The sequence below is a fragment of the Hyella patelloides LEGE 07179 genome (assembly GCF_900659865.1).
Taxonomy (GTDB): domain Bacteria; phylum Cyanobacteriota; class Cyanobacteriia; order Cyanobacteriales; family Xenococcaceae; genus Hyella; species Hyella patelloides.
In genome coordinates this window covers 1-21,885 of the sequence record NZ_LR213869.1, presented here as the reverse complement: position 1 = coordinate 21,885, position 21,885 = coordinate 1, and the positions used below count along the sequence as shown (strand labels likewise).

General features: G+C 37.1%; 23 protein-coding genes and 2 pseudogenes. 12 read left to right on the top strand and 13 right to left on the bottom strand.

Translation table 11 applies throughout. The features are described from left to right. Positions 1-122 precede the first annotated feature (122 nt). Positions 123-263 (top strand): hypothetical protein, encoded by a 141-nt coding sequence (locus tag H1P_RS36185; protein WP_186376002.1) that lies wholly within the window; start codon positions 123-125, stop codon positions 261-263. A 621-nt stretch (positions 264-884) separates the two neighbouring features. Beyond that, the gene (locus tag H1P_RS16730; RefSeq protein ID WP_144869403.1) at positions 885-1,175 is read left to right on the top strand and encodes a YggT family protein; all 291 of its coding nucleotides are present in this window, start codon (positions 885-887) and stop codon (positions 1,173-1,175) included. Here the strand turns inward: H1P_RS16730 and H1P_RS16725 are convergent. From H1P_RS16725 to H1P_RS16710, 4 genes and pseudogenes are all read right to left on the bottom strand, one after another. Next, on the bottom strand, positions 1,172-1,648 hold the full coding sequence (locus H1P_RS16725; protein ID WP_246141752.1) for a hypothetical protein: 477 nt from the start codon (positions 1,646-1,648) through the stop codon (positions 1,172-1,174). The genes H1P_RS16730 and H1P_RS16725 overlap by 4 nt on opposite strands. Positions 1,649-2,203: 555 nt before the next feature. Then, entirely contained in the window at positions 2,204-3,406 is a 1,203-nt protein-coding gene (locus tag H1P_RS16720) for a glycosyltransferase family 4 protein (protein ID WP_144869401.1), read from the bottom strand. A gap of 701 nt (positions 3,407-4,107) precedes the next feature. Further along, the gene (locus tag H1P_RS16715) at positions 4,108-4,317 is read right to left on the bottom strand and encodes a hypothetical protein (RefSeq protein WP_186376001.1); all 210 of its coding nucleotides are present in this window, start codon (positions 4,315-4,317) and stop codon (positions 4,108-4,110) included. 51 nt (positions 4,318-4,368) lie between these two features. Further along, positions 4,369-5,431 (bottom strand): annotated as a pseudogene (locus H1P_RS16710) (IS4 family transposase). A 214-nt stretch (positions 5,432-5,645) separates the two neighbouring features. Here H1P_RS16710 and H1P_RS16705 point away from each other — a divergent pair. Then, complete coding sequence (locus H1P_RS16705) at positions 5,646-6,080, top strand: GNAT family N-acetyltransferase (protein WP_144869399.1); 435 nt, start codon at positions 5,646-5,648, stop codon at positions 6,078-6,080. Positions 6,081-6,085: 5 nt separating this feature from the next. Here H1P_RS16705 and H1P_RS16700 read toward each other — a convergent pair whose 3' ends face one another. From H1P_RS16700 to H1P_RS16680, 5 genes are all read right to left on the bottom strand, one after another. Next, on the bottom strand, positions 6,086-6,448 hold the full coding sequence (locus H1P_RS16700; RefSeq protein WP_144869396.1) for an ester cyclase: 363 nt from the start codon (positions 6,446-6,448) through the stop codon (positions 6,086-6,088). A gap of 70 nt (positions 6,449-6,518) precedes the next feature. Further along, positions 6,519-7,100, bottom strand: a complete 582-nt coding sequence (locus H1P_RS16695) for a Crp/Fnr family transcriptional regulator (protein ID WP_144869393.1) — start codon at positions 7,098-7,100, stop codon at positions 6,519-6,521. Positions 7,101-7,404: 304 nt separating this feature from the next. Beyond that, positions 7,405-8,193: an LmeA family phospholipid-binding protein gene (locus H1P_RS16690; protein WP_144869407.1), complete on the bottom strand. Its 789-nt coding sequence runs from the start codon at positions 8,191-8,193 to the stop codon at positions 7,405-7,407. 123 nt (positions 8,194-8,316) lie between these two features. Further along, a complete protein-coding gene (locus tag H1P_RS16685; protein WP_144869390.1) occupies positions 8,317-9,372 on the bottom strand; it encodes an anthranilate phosphoribosyltransferase family protein in 1,056 nt (351 codons plus the stop codon). 85 nt (positions 9,373-9,457) lie between these two features. Continuing rightward, positions 9,458-10,414 (bottom strand): LysR family transcriptional regulator, encoded by a 957-nt coding sequence (locus H1P_RS16680; RefSeq protein ID WP_144869387.1) that lies wholly within the window; start codon positions 10,412-10,414, stop codon positions 9,458-9,460. A 279-nt stretch (positions 10,415-10,693) separates the two neighbouring features. On the opposite strand from H1P_RS16680, the gene H1P_RS16675 reads away from it, so the two are divergent. From H1P_RS16675 to H1P_RS36180, 3 genes are all read left to right on the top strand, one after another. Continuing rightward, a complete protein-coding gene (locus H1P_RS16675) occupies positions 10,694-10,906 on the top strand; it encodes an RNA-binding S4 domain-containing protein (RefSeq protein WP_144869384.1) in 213 nt (70 codons plus the stop codon). Between the two features lie 164 nt (positions 10,907-11,070). Then, the gene (locus H1P_RS16670) at positions 11,071-11,850 is read left to right on the top strand and encodes an HAD family hydrolase (protein ID WP_144869381.1); all 780 of its coding nucleotides are present in this window, start codon (positions 11,071-11,073) and stop codon (positions 11,848-11,850) included. Positions 11,851-11,997: 147 nt separating this feature from the next. Continuing rightward, the gene (locus H1P_RS36180) at positions 11,998-12,141 is read left to right on the top strand and encodes a hypothetical protein (RefSeq protein WP_186376000.1); all 144 of its coding nucleotides are present in this window, start codon (positions 11,998-12,000) and stop codon (positions 12,139-12,141) included. 87 nt (positions 12,142-12,228) lie between these two features. Here the strand turns inward: H1P_RS36180 and H1P_RS16665 are convergent, their stop codons facing one another. Both H1P_RS16665 and H1P_RS16660 read right to left on the bottom strand, forming a co-directional pair. Further along, a complete protein-coding gene (locus H1P_RS16665; protein WP_222427088.1) occupies positions 12,229-12,726 on the bottom strand; it encodes a hypothetical protein in 498 nt (165 codons plus the stop codon). Between the two features lie 127 nt (positions 12,727-12,853). Continuing rightward, a complete protein-coding gene (locus H1P_RS16660; protein WP_144869378.1) occupies positions 12,854-13,261 on the bottom strand; it encodes a DUF3110 domain-containing protein in 408 nt (135 codons plus the stop codon). 135 nt (positions 13,262-13,396) lie between these two features. On the opposite strand from H1P_RS16660, the gene H1P_RS16655 reads away from it, so the two are divergent. Together H1P_RS16655 and rsmG are read left to right on the top strand one after the other, a co-directional pair. Continuing rightward, positions 13,397-14,056 (top strand): ABC transporter ATP-binding protein, encoded by a 660-nt coding sequence (locus tag H1P_RS16655; protein WP_144869375.1) that lies wholly within the window; start codon positions 13,397-13,399, stop codon positions 14,054-14,056. 76 nt (positions 14,057-14,132) lie between these two features. After that, the gene (gene rsmG / locus H1P_RS16650) at positions 14,133-14,897 is read left to right on the top strand and encodes a 16S rRNA (guanine(527)-N(7))-methyltransferase RsmG (protein WP_144869372.1); all 765 of its coding nucleotides are present in this window, start codon (positions 14,133-14,135) and stop codon (positions 14,895-14,897) included. Positions 14,898-14,910: 13 nt separating this feature from the next. Here the strand turns inward: rsmG and H1P_RS16645 are convergent, their stop codons facing one another. Then, positions 14,911-15,522, bottom strand: a complete 612-nt coding sequence (locus H1P_RS16645; protein ID WP_144869369.1) for a molybdenum cofactor guanylyltransferase — start codon at positions 15,520-15,522, stop codon at positions 14,911-14,913. A 29-nt stretch (positions 15,523-15,551) separates the two neighbouring features. Here H1P_RS16645 and H1P_RS16640 point away from each other — a divergent pair, with 29 nt between their 5' ends. From H1P_RS16640 to H1P_RS16630, 3 genes are all read left to right on the top strand, one after another. Continuing rightward, positions 15,552-15,920 (top strand): hypothetical protein, encoded by a 369-nt coding sequence (locus H1P_RS16640; protein ID WP_144869366.1) that lies wholly within the window; start codon positions 15,552-15,554, stop codon positions 15,918-15,920. A 260-nt stretch (positions 15,921-16,180) separates the two neighbouring features. Beyond that, positions 16,181-17,665, top strand: coding sequence for an LCP family protein (locus tag H1P_RS16635; protein WP_144869363.1), 1,485 nt, complete (start codon positions 16,181-16,183; stop codon positions 17,663-17,665). 159 nt (positions 17,666-17,824) lie between these two features. Continuing rightward, complete coding sequence (locus tag H1P_RS16630) at positions 17,825-18,823, top strand: hypothetical protein (protein ID WP_246141749.1); 999 nt, start codon at positions 17,825-17,827, stop codon at positions 18,821-18,823. Here H1P_RS16630 and H1P_RS39880 read toward each other — a convergent pair. Next, positions 18,775-19,077 (bottom strand): annotated as a pseudogene (locus H1P_RS39880) (ARPP-2 domain-containing protein). The gene H1P_RS16630 and the pseudogene H1P_RS39880 overlap by 49 nt on opposite strands. Before the next feature lie 774 nt (positions 19,078-19,851). On the opposite strand from H1P_RS39880, the gene H1P_RS16625 reads away from it, so the two are divergent. Beyond that, positions 19,852-21,885 (top strand): putative bifunctional diguanylate cyclase/phosphodiesterase (locus H1P_RS16625; RefSeq protein WP_144869357.1); only part of this gene is annotated, 2,034 nt, incomplete at its 3' end.

Sequence of the window (21,885 nt, the reverse complement as noted above, 5' to 3'; positions counted from 1 at the left end):
TTAGCGAACGAGTGCGCGACGGCGAAGCCGAGTCCTTTAGGGGTCTTGGGCGGGGCAGAAGAGTTCTGCCGTGAAACGACAGAATCAGCCCCTTGGGTTTCCCTCAATGAGCAATATGCGCGATGCGCGACGGCGAAGCCGAGTCCTTTAGGGAAGCGAGTCCTTTAGGGGAGCGGTATCCTTTAGGACTCGTTCAAGACAGTAATGTCATCCAAAATAATACGGTTCGTAGCGATAAGCTTATGGCTTATCGCCAGGTTTAACTCCTTTACTAACTGCGCTTTTCAACAGCGCGGTTGGATATGCGGGGGATGCGCCCGCAGGTGCCGCGCTCAAATGAGTAAACCACTTAACATATCCAATCACTTAAGCAACAAGCGAGCTATAAGCTATAAGCTCTAAGCTTATAGCTACGAAATAACTAATTAAAAGCGGAACGGACATCTCACGGGCTTGAGGCAACCTTATGCGTAGCGGTATCCGTGATTGGCAAGCCACGTGTCCTCGTCTATCCAATTGAAAACGGCTGTAAAGATAAGTGGAATAGAACATAATCTTCTGGTGTTAACGGAAAAAATAATTCTCAATCAACAGTGTTTTCGATCTGTTTAAAGGGATCGCTAAGATTAGGATATTGTTGATAAAATTTCATTAGTTCTGATTAACTTAATGTTTCTCATGTAATTGAAGCTTCATGAGTAGGTTCTTGACCTTGATATTATCAAAATTATGGCATTAGCTCATCAAAATAATTGTCATAGTTTCTGATTTCTGTATAAAAGATTCGGGAATCGCCACTACGACCAAACTTTATAAAACCTCTCGGTCAAGTTAAGATAATCTCTAAGGATAACCTAAATATTAACGTGGAGCATTAAACACTCATGATTGCCCTTATATTAGCTAGCATAGTTAAATTTTTAGAAATTTATGGATACATTCTGATTGTCAGAATTCTTTTATCTTGGTTTCAGGGAGCAGAATGGGCATTTAACATCATTTCTTTTCTCAGCCCAATTACTGACCCCTATCTTAATATCTTTCGTTCCATTATCCCACCTTTAGGCGGGATAGACTTTTCAGCAATTTTAGCGATTTTAGCTCTGAATTTATTAGAAAATTTGTTTAGAAGCTCTTTGGCTCAAGCAGCTTATGCTTCTTTTGGTAGCTTTTAACCCTCAAAATCATCATAATAAAAAGGACGAACTTTACTAGCAAAGCCAGAAGCTTTAAATTTTTCAAAAGTTAAGGGTGTCGGTTGATTAGCAGAAACACTAATTCTGATTTCAAAATCACTGACCCCTGGTGGTATTTCTGTAATTGAGCCAATCCTACCGCGATTTTCCATAGCAGAATTGCCAGTAGCATCATAGATGCGTCCAAAAACATCCGCATCAACTACAGTTTTACCTGAAGTATTTTTGGCTTTTCCTCGAACGATAAAGCAGTTATTAGCCCCCATATCACCACTACCAACATAAGCACCTTCTGTAATATCTGAGGGACAATCTGTATAAGAAAGGTTGTAGAGTTTGACTGGTGTTAAAGCATTTGCTGCTGGCGTGACAAAGAAGCTGGTAAGCCATAAAATGCCAGTCAAAAATGAAATTGCTAAGATACGAAAACTCACCATATTTTGATAACTCATGCGATTGTTTACTTAACTTTTAGCTTAACTTGTATTGTTTAAGAAATCTTGACACTATAGAATAAACCTCTCCTCATTTTGAGTCTTAAATTTTTCGAGTTTACTGAAAAATTTGCTTGGAAAGGTCAGGTAATAGGTAATAGGTTTGAGCTTACTTTATAGAAATTTCTGTCCCTAAACTCATTACCAATTCTAGATATTTGATAGTAACATGAAATACAAAAAAGAATGGTATAAAATAGCGATCTCTGATTAATTGTTATTGCTTATTAATGGCTAATTGCTACTTATTTCATCGCAAAATCTCTCTAGCAAATATTTAATTGTTTAATATAAAGAGGTTGTTTTTTGTCATTTTACTTGTCTTTTTTAGACTTAAAATCACGTAGCTATTAGCTATTAGCAAGACTTGACTTGCATAGTGAGGGCAATTTTACTCACCACTATGCCTTATTCCACTATGTACGAAGTGGAGGAATTAAACAAAGCTTACAGCAAGCGAGCTTAAATCTCTGAGCTGGTTAAAAATCTTGATTTATAAAAGTTTGAAAATTTTCAGTAAGCTCTATTTAAACCCAACAAAGTGCGATAAGATTGCAGGGTTTTTTTGGCTGTTTTTTCCCAAGAAAAATTACTTGCTTGTTGATAACCTTTTGTTCTTAAGTCTTGTTGTAGCTGACTATTATTAATAACTTGCTCAATTGCTTCGGCTAATTCTAAAGGATTGTCAGGGTTAATTTGTAAGCCAGCATTGCCTACAATTTCTGGTAAAGAAGATGTATTAGAGCAAACAACAGGCGTACCTAAATTCATTGCTTCTAAGACAGGAAGTCCAAAACCTTCGTAGTGGGAAGGATAAACAAACACCTCTGCTAACTGATAAAACAACGCCAATAATTCATCGCTTAAGTAGTCAAGATGATGGATATTTTTATTATAAACTGAATTTGCGATCGCCTCAAAAATAGCTCCGTATCGCCAGCCTTTTTTCCCAATCAAGACTAAGTTATGCTCAATTTTATATTTTTCTTTGAGATAGCTAAATGCTTTAACCAGAGTAATTATGTTTTTTCGTGGCTCTATAGTACTCACAAATAAAAGGTAAGGAATATCAAAATTATAATTAACTTTTGTTTTGAGTATTGCTATGTCACATCCTTTAAAATAGTCTTTGGTATAGCGACTAGCTAAGGGTGTCACAAATATTTTTTCGGGACTAATATCTAAATATTTAATCGCATCTTGTTTTGTACTTTCAGAGATTGCAATAATTGAATCTGTCCACTGCAAACATTGTCTGACACGTTGATAATATTTCGCTACTACTCGATCTACATACTGGGGATATTTTAAAAAAGTAAGGTCGTAGAGAGTCATTACTTTTAGTGTAGAACGATCTGGATAAACAGTAAAATTTGTTCCGTGAAATATTTGGTCATCCTTTAATGGTTTATCTAGCAATAAAGGAAACACTTGAGGAAAATTATTGACTAACCAATCAGAAATTCTTACGGGATAGGAAAAAAAAAAGCGAGCTTGCGCTTCGCTTTCATTAAGTTTGTAATAGTTTGGTAGTAGGCTAGGAAAAGTAAAATCTCTTTTGAGCCAGTTTTTTAAACTTGGTTGATAAAAAATACCTAGTTGAAATTTTTCTGGCTTTTGGAGAAAATGTAAATGCTGAATGAGGTTAGCAACGTACAAACCGACCCCACTGGGTTTAACTGTTATTGGAGTAGCATCAACAACAACTTTTAACATTTAGTTCAATGATAATCTCAGACGATGTTTGAGATATTTTAATATTTTCTCAGTAATTTTATAAATTACCAGAAGCAAGAGTCATTAAAATAATTACAGTAATGCTGCTTAGAGCCAACACAATAGCTAAACTAACAGATTGTCCTAAGTTAGATGAAGAAGAAGTTTTCATGGTTTATAGCCTCAGTAATTGGCGTCAGTTTTGTATTAATCTAGTTTGAAAATTGAAAAAAAAAGCTAAAAAGTCATGGGGGATCAACTTAAAACTAAAATGCTAAAGATTTATTTTATTAGTTAAATCTACAGATGTAGCTTAATTATAGATAACTAGTTATGAGAAACACTAATAAAAGTAATGTTACTTAACTTTGCTTAAAATAAGTAAACAAATAACAAATCGGTGAGTATTTTTACTTAAATTTAGTTCGGGAGCGGAAAAAGGACAGGTAATAATACCAATTCTCAACAGTCTTTCTAAAAGCTAAATCATGACTAGCTTTTGCTTTAAATTACATAAAGACGAACTTCAGGTTAAATTATACCAATTCTCGCGCAATAGCTAGATAGATAGAAAATCATTTCTTATTAAGAAAAAACACTCAAACTACTATTTACACTAACTCCTGACTCCTGACTCCTGACTCCTGACTCCTGACTCCTAGCTTTAAACCTTCGTCTCTTATTACTTTTAATAAATGGTATTATTTCCATTCGTGGTAAAGTTTTTCGACATAAGCCATAATATCTTCTTTCGGCAATTTAATTTTTGGCTTTTGTCGTGGATATAAACTTTCTACAGCACTAGTATCTTGTTCGACAATTTTAGCTGTTGATTCTACAAGCGATCGCTCGATTAGATTTTTTAAAACAGGTATTTTTAGTAGTGAACTCTTCCAGTTGGCATAAGACAAAACGAAAGTATGGGTACGTTTTTCTGTTTCTGGATAAAGGATAAAAAATTGCTAAGTACAGGACAAAAACTGGAGAGATTGAAAAAAATCAGTCTTATGTTCATCAAAATCCCGGAAAATAGAACGTAAATGGTCAAAGCCATCACGAAAAATACTTTTGGCTTTTCGTCCATGACTTTTAATCGAGATTGGTTTTGCCTGAGATAACCATTGACCTGTTCGGTATGCCCAACATAAAGCAATCGTGAGGAGTGCAAATAGGCGACTCAACCGTTCCGAATCTACCAGATGAGTATCTTCTAAATTAAAACCTCTACTTTTAAAAATTCCAAACAGAGTTTCAATACCCCACCGTTGAGCGTAATCATCAATAATTGTGTGACAATAACTCGGAGCAACAACGGTTAGCAGAGAGTTATCTTGTAAACGTAAAGCCCCGATATAGACTGGATATCCCCATAAAACTCGTTTCTTTCTAAGCAATGACCTCTGACCAATTTGAAGATGAGAAAAAACAATTCGCGTAGAAAGCTGATGCTTTCCATCACCTAGAAGTTCTGTCTCTCGAATTCTAATTCTGAATGACATCATCGGTTGTGAGAGTAAATATTTGAGCCAGTCATGACCTAAAAATTCGCGGTCAGCACTCAAATAATCAATCTTGTATTCACAAAATAGTTCAATAAACTCTTCGATCAACTCTATTCTTTCTTGAGTATTGGAGTTTCCTTTTTTCTCTAACATCCACCACAGTAAAGGAAAAGCTACTCCAGACGTGAACAATGCCCAAGGTTAAAATATTGAATATCTTGCGCCCAAACTGCCACTCGGTTCGATCCAGGCTCAATACCCACGGTTCTGGTATTTCCATCATTGTAATAACCAACTTTGCCATGCTGTAATAATCTAAGTCAAATTCTCTCAAAAACCGTTGCAGTCTTTTGTAATTCGATTCTTTCTTCGCTTTGCTTTTAAATCCAATTGATAAATCTACCAAATTAACTGTCTTGACTCGAAATAGGGCGATGAGAAATAATGCTAGGAAACTCAGTCTCGCTCCATGCCATTTCAAATGGGGCTTCAGGGTTTTGCGAAGCAGGTTAACATTATCCATAGGATTATCATGAGTTGAGTGTAGTTACTTTTCATGAAACCCTTTTTCTTTCAGCTTTTCAACTTTTGTTTACTTAGGTATTTAGTATGATATTTCAGAAAGTTTCTCGATATTACCGACGAATATACCGAAAGTTTCTTGATATCATTCTATATGGGGTAGATATACGGAGAGTTTCCGCATAATAAATAGTTATGAGGCATGCGACACTGCCATGAAATTGCGAATCGCCCAAATCACGGATGCAGATGCGATTATCGCGTTCGATCACGTCGCGGCATCCGAAACAGCACGTGTCCAGTTCATTCACGACAAAATCGAATCGTCCGCGTGTTACGTCGCCGTCATCGACGCGAAGGTGGTGGCCTACGCGGTGCTGAATTACAAATTTTATGATAATGGTTGGATCGAAATGCTCTATGTCCATCCGCAATTCCGGCGTCAAGGAATCGGTTCTGCGTTGATCCGTCATTTGATCAACGCATGCCGCACACCCAAACTGTTCACATCGACGAATCAATCCAACTTCCCGATGCAGCGGCTACTGGCAACGCTGGAATTTGATCGAAGTGGCTTCATCGAAAACCTTGACGAAGGCGATCCGGAACTGGTGTATTTCAAACGATTACGCGATAATGCTACACAATAACTCGATTATTTACGCTCAATTGTTACAGATTTGGATTTGAGATATTTTGCCATTCTCTGCAATTTTTGTCCTGTACTTAGAGCTGGAATACCCATTAACTCTCCTTTATGAGTTCCCTTAAAAATGCCACGAGTAAGAACTTTATCGTCTTCTGCAATGACTTCCTCTACCTTATGACAACCATCGGGAAATACAGCAAACATTGAAATTGCATACTGCACAAATTGATCCACACCCTTGCGCGTGACTCCATCCATGCCCTGACCTACAATATCAACAGCCATAAATTTTTTCCCTTCCTCAACGTCTTGACGATCAAAAGCTTGATACATCTTAAGAGAGATCGCCTTATTTTGTTCGAGTGACATAATTTTTCTTAGTAATAGTGTGTTTGAAAACACTCTACTAAAGCAGATTTGTGACTTGCATTGACTTAGGTTAAGAATTTTTCTGCTGATAAACTCTCCGTTTTAAGCGACTGAGAGATTCGGGTTCAATACCTAGATATGAAGCTAAATAATATTGGGAAATACGCCTTAATAGTTCTGGTTCGGTTTTTAATAATTTTAGATAACGTTCTTCAGGAGTATCTAAAAACAAAGAAAGCAACTTATCTCGTAGCAAAAATGCTAAATCTTCAGCAATAGCTCTTAATAATTTCTGACCATGAGGAGCATTCTCAAAAAAATCCATTGCTCGATTATTAAAAATAAGAATTTCTGAATTTTCTATTGCCTGACAAGAAAAGCAAGCTGGAGTACATTTTTGAAAACTTTCATAATCTCCAAAAGTATGGTTTTCTAAGTGAAAAAAAAGAGTATATTCTTTACTGTTTTTAATTACGAAGCTCCTTAAACAGCCCTGAAGAGTAAAATAGACAGATTTACAAATATCATCTCTGTGAAAAATAAATTCTCCCTTAGACAATTTTTGTGATTTTAAAAGAGGTTCAATAAGTTTAGTATCAAATTTTAATTCTGGTGATAGTTGCTGAATATAAACAAAAAAAGATTGATACATTATCTACTATAAAAACACACAAACTTGACCAACGGTCACCGCAGGCTCCGTCTTCTCTTGGTGCGCGTTCCTTAGCCGAGGAAACCTCGGCAGGGGTGGATAGGGGGGACTTTTCTGGTTTGATGTTTTGCTGACCACAGTTGATTGCGGTCTGTTGAAGTCCCCCCATCCCCGCGCACCGCTTTTTAAGGCGGAGTAACGGTGACTATGGAAGACTAAACAATAATTACACAACAAAATATGAATATCCAACAAATTTTGTTCACTAGATATCCACATCAATCAATTCAAATTGCTAATTTTTTTATCTTGTAGGTACTTTTTCTATTTGAGCATAACCACTAAAAAGAAGAACTTTACCTTTAGTTTCCAAACGATTAAGCCTGACTTTAACCCCATCTAAATCAAAACGGTCTAAATCTACCATTTCATTGAGAATTGAGCCTAAAGTATCTGTTAGCTGCTGGGAAATATCTCGAACATCGTCAGGGATATCTTGGGCTTCAAACTTAATATCGTTAAATTTGATTCGTCTTCTTTTAGCAACGGCGAGAGTACAATATAAGCTTACAGGAACAGAGCGATCGCTCCAATTAGCTTTAGCCAGTAATTTAACCTGATTATTGGGTAATAATTGCAACTCAACATCAGTAAAAGAAACAACTTCTCCTCCCGAAATTTCAGTCAAAGCTGGCGCGGAGAGATTTTCGAGACGTTTTTTGACTAATTCCGCTTGAAATGCCTGATTGAGATCGGTTTCAGTTAATTTAACTTGAGCCACAGCTTGAGTAGGCTGCTTCAAAGCTATTTTTCCTTGCATGACAGAGCCAAAATCAAGAGATACCGCATCAGTTTCAAAAGACATCTCCTCAGTACGGAAATCCTTACGAATCACCAAACCACGACCACTCATTTTGAAGCTATCAATTGTTCCTTGTAGGAGTTTACTAGAAGGATTACAACGCACGGCTACTTCTACAAATTCACTATGAGTGAATAGATGGCGGATGGTATTCGTCGCCACTTTATTGAGAAGATTTTCTCCCCAATCACCACCTTGATTGTTATTGAAACCGACAAAGCCACCAAACATAAAGCTATTTACTAGGCTACATTCCATCTCTTTTGTAACAAAATATTAAGTTTGTTGCAATTTCCCAACCATATCACAGACATCATCACAAGTATTTGTTATTAGTTATAAAAGTACTGATTATCAATTGATGGATAAAGTAACATTTTGCAGTTGCTTGAGCTTATCACGTATCGCTCCGCGATCGATCATCTCTTCTACTAAGGTAAATCCTGCTTCTATATTAGAACAAATTCCCGAACGCCATAGGTAAAAACCCCCATTGAGAATTACAGCCGACATCAGAGGGGTGTTTTTGCCTTGTAAAACAGCTTGTAGAGTTTCTATTAGTTTAATTGTGGATTCTAACGCTAAATCCTTTCCATTGAGGCTATATTCTTCAGGATGAATCAGTAAGCGAGTAAAACCAGTCTTATCATCTCCCATACCAATAATGGCGGTACGATTGCAAGAGAGATCGCAGCTACCTTCTAAGCCTTTGACGGTGGTGTAGTTAGTAATTCCTCGGAGTTTGAAAGTAGAGATAAAACGTTCTTCTGTGGGAGGATGAACAAAACCTGAAATTAGAGCTATTTTTTCTTTGACAGGCGACCAAACTAACTCTGCGGTGGCAAAAGTTGGTCTTTTGCCAATTTGCTCCCTATAGGGAATTAATCTATCAGCTAGCGGAAAGTGCTTCGGCAGATATACAAAGCCAACTCCTGTTTGTTCGAGAACAGCTTGAGTTTGGGAAATAGAAAAGGTTGTAAAATCAACTCCTAACTGTTGCCAAATATTAACTAAGGGTACGCCGTATTTGGTAGGCATACAATCCCCGCCGTGAAGAATTACAGGAACATCTGCTGCTGCTAAAATTAGCGTAGTAATCGGAGTTACAGGAACAGTGCGGGAACGTCCGTCATAGGGTAAACCAAACACTACAGGTTTTTTTTTCGATGGGATATTAGCTACACTCAATTTTTGTCCCAAATCATCATAGGTATCTAGTATCCCTGCTAACTCGTCTGGGGTAGGACGTTTAATGCGATGAGCAATCATAAATGCTCCAATTTGAGCAGGAGTAGCGATTTCTTCTAGCATCATCCTGGTAGCTTTAGCTGCTTCTTCGCGAGTTAAATTTTTGCTGGTATGAGTACCGCTACCAATTTTTTTGAGTAATTCTCGAAACTCATCGCTCATAGTTTTTAGAAATTAAGTTAATTTGATGAAGTCAGAGGAAGCTCCGTCTTTTCAAGGCAGGGTCTCTCTGACCAACGGTGACAAGCTATTTGATTGCTAGTTTTTGCGATCGCATTTTTTGTTGGACTAACTCATAAAAGTGAGCAATTGGAGGAATAGCTAAACGATCGCTTGTAGTCACCATAACTACTTGTCTAGTCAGATTACTATTTATAATCGCATCTTCTGATATTGACTCAGTTATTTCTAAAGGCATTGTAATGGGGCGAATTGCTAAGCTATGATCTTTTGTGGCATCAATTAACGCTCCTTGGGGTAAAAGAGCTACTATGTTACCCTGACGCACCACTCCCCGAAAAGCATCTAAAGTGTTTAACTCCATCACGGTATTTAGCTCTAGTTGTTCTTTGCTAAACCAATCTTGAACTAAGCGTTGCATTCCATAGCCGTCTTTAAACACTACTTGAGGATAATTGGCTAACTCTTTTAAAGGAACTTTACTATATTTGGTCAGAGGATGATCTGCTGCCATAAGAACGGCAATTTCTTCTCGATAAAGGGGAATAATCTCCATTTCAGGAGAATTAGTTAAAAAACGATTGTTCATGACAATCGCCACATCAATTAAACCATCTCGTAAGACCTTTAAAGCGCGATCGCTACCTAAAGCAGTTACCCTTAGCTGTGTTTCAGGATAATCTCGACAAAATTGCTGTAAAACTGGAGGTAGATAATAAGCACAAACAGAATGAATCGCTGCAACACACAATTCTGGCTGTTTTCCTACAATCAGATCGGCACATTCGGTAGTAGCTCTAACCCATTCCTGACAAATTCTTTGGGCGCGGGGTAACAGTTTTTCGCCTCCTACAGTAAGCTTGGCATGAGCAGTACGATGAAACAAAGCTAAACCTAAATCTTGTTCTAGCGATTGGATTTGACGACTAATAGTAGACTGGGTTACACCACATTTTTTCGCTGCTTGTCCAAAATTACCTGTTTCTGTGATTGCCAAAAAAGCTTGTAGCTGCTCAATACGCATAGTTAACCATTTAAAAATTGGTGTTGCAAGATTACGATTACTTATACTTAGTAGGTATTCGCGTTGCCTATTGAACATATAAAATTTACTAGGACTATTTCGTATAAAAAATTACATTTATTGCAATATAGCGATCGCAAAAATTAAGTTTATATAGAAATTAATCAATAGAAACCAGGGTGCAAAAGCAAACAGTAGCCAGCAGTACCCATAGGAAATAAACAAGTAACAAGTAGACCTGATTAAATATTTTCCAACAATCCACATTAGATATTGGTTATGAGCGAGCAAAATCAAACGGCAGACTTTATAAAATTAGATCGGTTTTTAAAATGGCAAGGAATTACACAAACAGGAGGCGAAGCCAAAATTAGAATTCAAGAAGGGGAAGTCATTGTTAATGGCAAAATCGAAACTCGTCGCGGTAAGAAACTTCGTACAGGCGATCGCGTTACCATAGCAAATAAAACTTATACGGTAAACTTACCATGAGGAAAGAGGAACGAGGACAGAGGAATCAGGAACAATAAAACACTATAATTTATCGATGATTAATATCTTTACTGAATCTCGATTTTTAATTTTTAACTTGTAACCCATCAATCATCGCTGTTCATTTCTCTTTCCTTACAGCTTGTTCCTTCTTCCTAAAAATTATGTTTCCCCAAATCCTAGCTTCAGACTTTGATGGTGTAATTTGTGATGGTTTAATCGAGTATTATGCCAGCACAGAAAAAGCCTATAAAAAAATTTGGAATCAAGAACAATTAACCGCTAATAATGATTTAGCTAATAATTTTTATCGCCTTCGTCCTGTAATAGAAACGGGTTGGGAAATGCCTGTATTGTTAAGAGCATTAGTTTTAAAATATGCTCCAGAAAAGATTTTAACAGCATGGCATGATGTCCGAGATGAAATTGTTAATCGAGAACAGTTAGACAAAAAATATTGTACTCAAACCTTAGATGGAGAACGCGATAATTGGATTAAAAATGACTTAAATGATTGGTTAAAATTACATCGTTTCTATCCAGGAGTTTTAAATAAAATAAGACAGGTAATCAATTCAGAAATTCAGTTTTATATAGTAACCACAAAAGAAGGTAGATTTGTTAAACAGCTATTACAACAGCAAGGTATAGAATTAAATGAAACTCAAATTATTGGCAAAGAATTCAAACGTCCTAAGTATGAAACCCTAAGAATTATTAGAGATAATGCTACAGAATCAAATGCTAAAATTTGGTTTATTGAAGATCGGATTCAAGCTTTAAAACAAGTACAACAGCAACCAGATTTAAAAAATGTAAAATTGTTTTTAGCAGATTGGGGCTACAATACAGAACCAGAAAGAAATCTGGCAAAAAGCGATCGTGATATCCAATTAATGTCTCTATCTCAGTTTTCTCAAGATTTTGCTCTTTGGTTGCAATAAATGTGTTACAACTATTTTTTTAATAGTTTGTCTTAACCATCAATTTTATCAACTCTTTATCAAAGATTTAGCTCTACTTTACCTATTTCTCAGTTTGGCTTTTTACTCTTAAAAATTAAGAAGTTCTTCTTATTAGGAGTTGTCGCCATGAAAGTACGATGGAAAATCTTGTTAACGAGTATGACAATGTGGCTAATTGGAGAAATTTCTTTGAATCTAGTAGGGCTTGATGAGTTTGCCGATTATGGCGAGTTTCTTCAATATAAATACATCTTGATGGCAACAGTCTGAATTTAAGCTTGAGCTATGATTTTCTATTTAGCTAGTTCAAAGCAATTTAAAGCACAATTGTAGTAAGCCTCAATGAAAAAGCGATCGCTAATTAACTTCTTCTCCGATACAAGCATCGTTACCAAAGATCAAATACTCGTTTAAAAAGTTGGAATTAAAAGCAATACCATGAGCTTTAGCGAAAAAAGTCCTACCCTCAACATATTCATCTACAGTAGTTTCTCTGCCATGTACTTCAAAAACAACAACCTCAAGCATCCCAGAATAACAACTTAAATTATCAGTGACAGCCAACTCTTTAGGTAAAAATACCTCACCACGATCTATGATGCACAATCCACCAGCAAAGTTTAAATTATGTTCCCCTGTTCGATCTCTTACTGTAACCTCATGGGCAAATTTGTATTCATCGGCAAAAGGTCCAGAGACAATTTCTTTCCTCAGAATTTCTCTACCTCCAGAGAAGCAAGAAATGATTCCAGCAGAGTTTTTAGATTTGATTTGAATTTGTTTAGCTGCTGCGGGTCGAATCTGACCAATAAACAAAACTAGAAGCAGTATCAAGTAAATTAAAACCTTCCGCATTTCAAACCTTGTCCAGTTTAAAGGTGAGGGATGCTGAGGTTAAATCAGCTTTAGTGTTCATAATTTAATTATTAAGCTCTGTTGCGAGTTCATCTGTCACCCGCCAATAACTAACAATCCACAATTATTAGAGCAATCCTTCCAATTGATTACGAATTTTATCTAGTTCGTTAGAAGGCATGGAAGAATCGGATTCTGCTTCGGATGTTGTTGCTTCTGTCATTGATGTAGCTGATTGTTCTTCTTCTTCTTCCCAGCTTGTTTGCTCTAGATTAATCTCTGGTGGTATGGCTAATTTTCCTGGTTCGACAATTTCCCACTCATAACTAGCTTTTTCGCAAAATATTTTAATTTCTTCTGAATCAATTACTTCAACACTAGGTTTAGGAAAATCCTGTGCTTCTAGCATCATGGTATAACGAAGCGCGTCGTCTTTATCTTGAAACATTAGTATCTTATTGAGATCGCCTTCTTGAATCGTATGAATCCCTTCATCTTCAGTATTGGCATTATATAGCAAAATATACACAAGCATAATCGATACCCCATCAACTACTAACCATCATGCCAATTACAGCATAAAAAGATTCCCGATGGTTATTAATTATTAATTTTTTCAACAAAGCCAAAATAGCTAGAATGATTAACTACCTGTAATTAATTTCGTTTAATGCTGTCTCTAAAAAACCTTAGTTATCATCCCCCTGCTACCCAAAACCCGATTTTGAAAGCGATCAATTTACAGCTAAAACCGCAAGAACTAGGGGTTATTGTCGGACGTAGTGGATCTGGAAAAAGTACTTTATTAGAAATTTTAGCTGGTCTTGCTGAACGCACTGGAGGGGATATTTATTGGAAAGATCGAGAAATTATATCTCTTCATTTGCAGCAGTTAGCAGGTTTAGTGTTTCAATTTCCTGAAAGACATTTTTGTGGTGCTACGGTATTGGAAGAATTACGCTTAGGACATCCCGAATTAGGCTCAGAAGAGGTGCTAGAAGCTTTAAAAGAAGTAGGATTAGAAAACATTTCTCTGGGTACTTCTCCTCATGATTTGAGCGGAGGACAGCAACGTCGTTTAGCTCTAGCAGTACAATTAATTAGGAAGCCTAACATTCTAATGCTAGATGAGCCTACTGCTGGTTTGGATTGGTCAATGCGGATTAATTTAGCTCAATTGCTGGCAAAACTCAAAGAACATTGGACGTTATTAGTGGTTACCCACGATCCAGGGGAGTTATCCAAAATAGCCGATCGCTGTTGGACAATTCAAGATGGTCGAATACAAGCGATCGCCCCTGAGAGCCTCTATGGAAAGGATGAATTATGAGGAAAGAAGCAAGATCAAAAAGAGTTATTAGCCACAAGCGACCAACAACTGATAATTGATAACTGACTTTACTTTAATGGAGCGAAACTTACCAACAATGCTGGATATTTGGGATAAAACTCTTCATTGGCAACCAAGCGATCGCCAAAATCAGCAGTTTGCCCAACTTTACACGGCTATTTTGGAAGGAAATAAAAAACAAAATTTAACTAGAATTACCAAACCTCAAGAGTTCTGGGAAAAACATCTTTGGGATTCTCTACTGGGAGTTGCACCCTTTTTTATTCCAGATTATGCTGTGGCTGCGCTACAAAAAAAAAGCTCTCTGGCTAAAAATTTAAAGATTATTGATATTGGTACGGGTGCTGGATTTCCTGGTTTACCACTTGCGATCGCAAATCCTGATTGGTCAGTTACAATGGTAGACTCCACTCGTAAAAAAATTGCTTTTATTTTACGAGCGATCGCTCAATTGCAATTATCTAATGCAGAAGCGATAGTAAGTCGTGCCGAAGCTTTGGCAAGACAAACACCTCACAGAGAACAATACGATCTGGCTTTAATTCGCGCTGTCGGACAAGCTTCTGTGTGTGCAGAGTATATTTTACCTTTTGTTAAAATAGGTGGTTTTGCAGTTCTTTATCGAGGATATTGGGAAGAAACTGACACTATCGCTTTAAAAACAGCAGTAAATCAGTTGGGAAGTGAAATTACTTTGATTAAGCCCACAAAAACTCCTCTTTCTGACAGTATTCGTCATTGTATTTATCTCTATAAAAAATCATCCACCCCCGATCTATTTCCCCGTCAAGTAGGAGTACCGAATCAGCAACCACTTTAACAGTTATCAGTTATCAGTTATCAGTTATCAGTAACCAGTCTTCCTGAGTGTTGCAGTTAAAAAGTACTGAGCGATCGCTGACAGGCAGTTCTTGAACGGGATGTTGTGCCAACCATTTTTGAAAAGATTTCCCTTTTTTCTCAATATAAGTTTTTAGCAGAGGTAGGCAGCTACGACGATAAAAACCACAAAGAGGCTCATAACCTTTGTTACTTAGAGGTAAAAGAGCAATTTTTGAATCACTGACTTCAGGAAGATATTGACACCACCTTTTAATTGCTTCAGAATTAATCTTTGGTAAATCGCAAGCCAAAAGTAATATCCAGTCCGTGCTTACTTGCTGTAATCCTTGGTAAAAACCAATTAAAGGACAATTAGAGTCGGCATTGGCTAAGATAATGGTTTCTTCAATCAGCTGTACTGATGCTGGAATGAGATTTTGATATTTGTCGATCCAGGGAGTCACCACATAAACACAATTTAAAGAATCTTGAGCTACAGTACAAACATGATTTAGTAAAGGGCGATTTTTAATCTTTAATAATGCTTTATCTTGACCCATGCGGGTGCTTTTTCCGCCAGCTAAAATGATAGCTGCAATAGATATTTCTGGCTGATTTTTCATCACAGAATTAATCAATTATATTTTGGCAAATGAGTAAACTTTACGAAATAGAAACTAAAAAAACACAAAAACTAAAACTTTGGATTTATTTGTTACCAGTAGTAGGTGTTATACCTTCTTTATGGACTTTATATCGAGGTCAAGCTAACTCAGAACAAAAAAAAGCTAGTCGCTTATCTGTGGTGCTATTATTGCTGTGGCTGACCCCTTATGTATCCTTATTTATTGGGGCTGGTCAGACTTCTGAACTTCTGGCTTTTCGCTTACTTTATACTAATGCTTTGCTGACAACTGGTTATTTTTTAATTTGTTTGGGTTTGATGTTCCGCTTACAACAAGGAAAATCCCCGTATTTACCCTTAATTAATTCTTTGATTGGGACAACTAAAGATAAATAATCACCAGAAAAATGTTGAAGCTGTAATTTTTAAAATAAAAAGCTAGAATCTAATCGGTATTGCTCTCAAGTTCTTTACTGATTAAGAGCGAAAATGAGAAGTTAACTCGTTTATCTATTTAACTCTTAATCAAGAATTGATTTTTTCAAGAGTGATTAGTTTATAAATAGGAAATTACCCTTGATAAATACTCGGTTTTTTGTGTATAAATACCTAAACATCTCCTAAAAATTATTAGTATTTCCAGTGTGAGGAAACCAGTGTCAGTTAATAAAGTTTATCGCCCTACTCCTTCAGGGCCAAAGTCAGGGTCAAAATCAGGACAAAAAGTGACTCCAAAAGCTCGATATCGCCCAAAGAAGTCCTATCGTGGACGTAATATTGCGATTGGCATCGGCTTAACTGTGGTTTCCTTTGTATCTGCTGCTGCGGGAGCATTATTAGCTGTCACCTTTTCCGAATCAGCCATCTTAAAACAAGCAGAATTAACTCCTGAAGAAGAACAAGTCTTCAACCAAGAAAATACCGTTGCTAGAAAAAATCTTTCTGTACCTGAGTTAACTCGCCCTGTAAATATTTTAGTTTTGGGAATTAAAGTTTTAACTTCAGATTTAAAAAATCAACCCGTTCCCGACGATTTAGGTTATCATGCCTTGGTTAATTCCTTTGAAGGTTTGAGCGATACTATGTTGCTGGTGCGCTTCGATCCCCAACAGAAAAAATTAAGTGTCCTTTCGATTCCCAGAGATACCAAAGTATATCTAGATGGTCATGGCGATAGGAAGATCAATCATGCTAATGATTATGGGGGTCCTGCTTTAACTGCATCTGCTGTAAGTGAGTTATTGGGAGGGGTAGAAATAGATCGCTATGTTAGAGTTAATGTTCAAGGAATAGAAAAGCTCATTGATGCTTTAGGGGGTGTCAACGTATTTGTCCCTAAAGACATGAAATACAATGATTTTAGCCAACATCTCTATATCGATCTTAAAAAAGGTCAGCAACATTTAGATGGGGAAAAAGCAGTTCAGTTTTTACGCTATCGCTACGATGATTTAGGAGATATTTCTCGCGTCCAAAGGCAACAAGTTTTAATGCGAGCCTTAGTAGAACAAGCTCTTAAGCCGAGAACGATTGTCAAGGTCCCTAAAATATTAGATGTCATCAAATCTCACTTAGATACTAATTTAACAGTTAAAGAATTAATGGCATTATCTAACTTTGCCTCTCAAACTGAGCGTTCTGGTGTGCAAATGATGATGCTTCCTGGAAATTTTAATAATCCTGAAGAAAATGTTAGTTACTGGGTGCCAGATTCTCCGCAGATTGAGAATATAATGGTACAGCACTTTGAGTTAGAACCAGCAGAATTAGACTCCTGGAGCGATCGCACTGCCCCAACACAACGGGATTTTACAAACACCAGAATTGCCATTCAAAATAGTCTAGAAGACCCCACTGCTGCAAGACAAATGCTAAATGCTTTACAAGAAGCTGGCTATTCTCGCGCATACATTAGTAGAGATTGGGCTGAACCCCTGAGAGTCACTAAAATTGTGGCTCAAAAAGGAGATACTATGTCTGCTGAGACTCTGAAAGCAACTTTGGGTGTAGGTGAGGTTTTGGTAGAAAGCACTGGTTCGTTGGAGTCTGATGTCACTATTCAAGTAGGAGAGGATTGGCAAGATTATCTAGCAGTGGATGAGTTAGGTACTGATGATTTCGAGCTTGAATTTGATAATTAGTGGTTAGTCCCGTCAAGTCCCCAACTAAACGGGACTTGTACCCATCGCATCTTCGTATAAACGGGATAATATGGTTGGTTGTTAGTTGTTAATTGTTAATTAAATTAATAATTGAAGTGCGTTCTTTGTGATGTAATCGATCTTCGATAATTTTTGATTGTGACCAAAACCCCTGTATCTCTTTGGACTTTAGTAGCGCGTACCGATGTACCCTATATGCTCGAAACCATTCCCCATCAAATTCGAGCCTGTAACTATCCCTTTATCGAAAAAGTGTTAGCGATGGATACTGCTCCGTTAACTGGTGATAAACGCTATCGCTATGATACGGGAACTCAAGAGGAATTAGAAGCAGCCTGTCAGACTTTAATTGATAACGGTGTAATAGATCGAGTAGTTAAAATTGATTACAGTCCCCACCTGATCGAACAGATTTACACTAAATACTTTGGTGCAGAACAAGCACCGCAAATGCTTGAGCATACCCATAATTGGAAAGGCTCTACGGTTTATGCCTCACTATATTGCATAGAAACGGCTCAAAGCGATTACTATCTTCATTTTGATGCGGATATGTTGCTGTATCAACAACCTGGTTACGATTGGATTAGTGAAGCGATCGCTATCAACGAAGCTGTACCAGAAATAGCGACTGTTCGCCCTCGTTGTGGCCCTCCTCATCCAGAAAATAAGGCTTTTCACCCCAATCCTTTCACTGTCGATGAAAGAGGCTTTTTTGCTCATAAATTCTTTAGTATGCGGACTTATTTGGTCAATCGCGATCGCTTTGCCGAATTATCCCCCATTCCTTTGATGTGGAAACATCAACCCTTATTATCGAGATATTTAGCACCACCTCTACAGCCATTGTTTGGTAAAGTAGAACAGAAATTGAGAGGAACAACAGGACCCATCAAAGGTGCAATCGCTTCTTTTGAACCAATGACTAGCGAAAGATTAAAAGCAACCAAGTATGTCAGAGCCGATCTTGACTCCACTGAAGCTTGGACAATTCATCCCGCCAAACATAGTCCTGAATTTATTCAAGCTTTACCCAATTTAATTAAAGCGATCGAGCAAGGTCAATATCCACCAGCGCAAGCAGGTAATTACGATTTAATGTTACCTGAATGGCAAAATTTATTAAATTCACTATAAAAATCTTCTAGCAAGCTGGTGTGTAAAGCTCGATAGTCTTCTAGCGCGGGAACAATAAACCCAGAAGCTAATATTTCCGAGATAAATAGTAACACTCTTACCTGATTTTCAGGGATTTCAAACAAGCATAATGCGTTTTCTAACTGCTTAATCCCACAACCCCTCATAGAATAATCTACCCGTGGTTAAAGTCCACTAGATAAAGCTCTTTGAGAATAATCTTGCCAGGCAATAGTAGGTGCATTGAAAAACATTAAGAGAAAACCTTCCATTACCAAATGCACAGGTGACATTCTTAAAGCATTTTTGGCTTATCGTTTCACCATACGATGCATTAGTTTAACTGTTGTTGCGCCACAGTTAAACTGTATTCCTTTCGTCAGTAATTGACTTCCCAATAAAAATTTTTTGCAATCTTTATGTAATAAAAGAAGTTCCTCATGCTAATTTGAAAAAAGAACTTATATAGATATAGAATTAACATTAAGAAATCAGAGAAACTTGTATTGCCAATGTACAGCAATCCTATTTGAGATGAGAGAGAAGAATCAGATAAAAAATATTAACTTATTCGGTTAGTAGCAGCGTATTGGCTGATACATTTTATATAGTTTTATGAGAAAAATCAGAAATTTAAGAAGCAGTAATTAAACTGGACGATTTACAGAAAATTAAGTAATTTACTCAATTAAATTCATGAATTTTGTCCGCAAAATAGCAAACAGTAACTTTGCAACAGTTGAATCGATCGCAAAATATCACATTGGTAAATTGCATTTTACTAGGATAGTATATAGTCTATATCTACTGTATCTTCTTTTTGGTAACTCATACCAAATCCTATTCTAATAAACCAGTTATCGGTACAACCGTTAAACTAGCTCCGAGACCCGATATATGAGGGGCTGTCTTTTGAAATGAATTCAAGAGCAAGTATCGCCCCGTCGCATCTCTACCACAGATATTACATGGGGGGGGGTTGACAATTGGATTTAGTATCATATTTTAAGAGCCACAACTAGATTTATATGCCGCAAAACAGCCAGTTCTGGAGCAATCCACAGTTATTTCAAGCAACTTTTGATGCTTTTACCAGTCCAATTGCTATGCTCGATCGCTCTGGCAACATTATTGCGCTCAATCAAGCGTGGAAAAATAACTCAAATGATAGTTGTTTATCAACAAATACTAGTATTGGAGATAACTATATAAGTGTATGTAAAACTGTAGTCGGTAGCGAGCGAGAATTAGCTAATTTAATTGCTTCAGAGATTCAGGCGATCGCTAATTCGCAAAAAGTAGAGTTTAAGTTTAATTATACCAATGAGGATTTTAACCAAACAAAATGGTTTGTCATTCATCTCAAACAAGTCAAACAAGCTGACTGGCTTGGAGTCCTGATTATTCAGGAAAATATGACTCAGTATATGCAGACAGAATCAGCTTTACGCTCTGTAGTTGAGGGAACGGCAGCCGTTACTGGTCAAGATTTTTTCCGCTCTTTGGTTTATCATTTGACTCGCGCTCTTGCGGTTAATTATGCTTTTGTCACAAAATGTCTAGGGAACAGTATACCTGTGAAGGTTCGTACCTTAGCATTTTGGTGTAAACAAGATTTTGGTCAAAATTTTGAATATAATCTAGCTAATACACCCTGTCAGCGAGTTATTGGCGGAGTATCTTGCCATTATCCCAGAAATTTACGGCAAATTTTTCCTCAAGACACTGATTTAGCCAGATTAAACGCTGAAAGCTATGTTGGTGTTCCTCTAATCAATTCGTCTGGCAGAATTCTCGGACACCTTGTTGTAATTGATGAACTTCCCATGAAAGATGGTTCAACTGAACTGGCAATCTTAAAGATTTTTGCAGCCAGAGCAGCAGCTGAACTAGAACGTCAGAAAGTAGAAGAACAACTAGCTTATGATGCGTTGCATGACCGCCTGACTGACTTACCCAATCGTTATTTATTAAGCGATCATCTCAATCGGGCTTTAGAAAAGTATCGACGCAATCAGGCTCACAAATTTGCTGTTTTTTTTCTCGACTTAGATCGTTTCAAGTATGTTAATGATAGTTTAGGTCATAAAAGTGGCGATCGACTTTTAATAGCGATCTCTAAAAGATTAAAAACCTGTTTGCGTGCCAGCGATATTTTAGCCAGACTAGGAGGAGATGAGTTTGCGATTTTGCTTGAAGGCATTCAAACTATCAACGAAATAACCAAACTAGCAGAGCGAATTCAACAAAGTCTGAACTCTCCATTTTATTTGGGCATACACGAAGTTTTTACTAGCGTCAGTATTGGGATTGCTTTTAGTGAACCTGGTATAGATTCTCCAGAAGAATTATTACGCAATGCTGATATTGCCATGTATAAAGCTAAAGCTTTGGGCAAAACTAGGTATGAGTTATTCGACGAGACTTTACACATTCAAGTAGTCAATCAACTAAGTCTAGAAACTGATTTTCGTCGTTCTCTCGACCGAGGAGAATTTAACCTATATTATCAGCCGATAGTTTCTTTGATGGACAATCAAGTTATTGGTTTTGAGGCTCTAGTACGTTGGCAACATCCCCAAAGAGGTTGTATTTCTCCAGAAGAATTTATTCCTCTAGCAGAAGAAACAGGAATGATTATTACCCTTGGCTGGTGGATTTTACAAGAAGCTTGTTATCAACTAAGAGAGTGGCAAATTCGGTTTAAGAATCCTAGTTTGACAATGGGAGTTAATATTTCTCAAAAACAATTTTCACAACCTCGTCTGGCTGATTCACTACTCCAGATTTTACGCACAACTGGATTAGAATCTTCCACCCTAAAACTAGAAATTACGGAAAGTTTGCTGATGGAAGATACCCGAACTACTATAGAAATCCTCCAACAATTAAAAGCTTTGGGTTGTCAATTGTACTTGGATGATTTTGGTACGGGTTATTCTTCTTTGAGCTATCTTCACAGCTTACCTATTGACGCGCTGAAAATTGACCGTTCTTTTGTTGCTGCAATTGATGCTGAGGGAAACAATAGCGAACTTGTGGAAGCCATTGTGATGATGGCT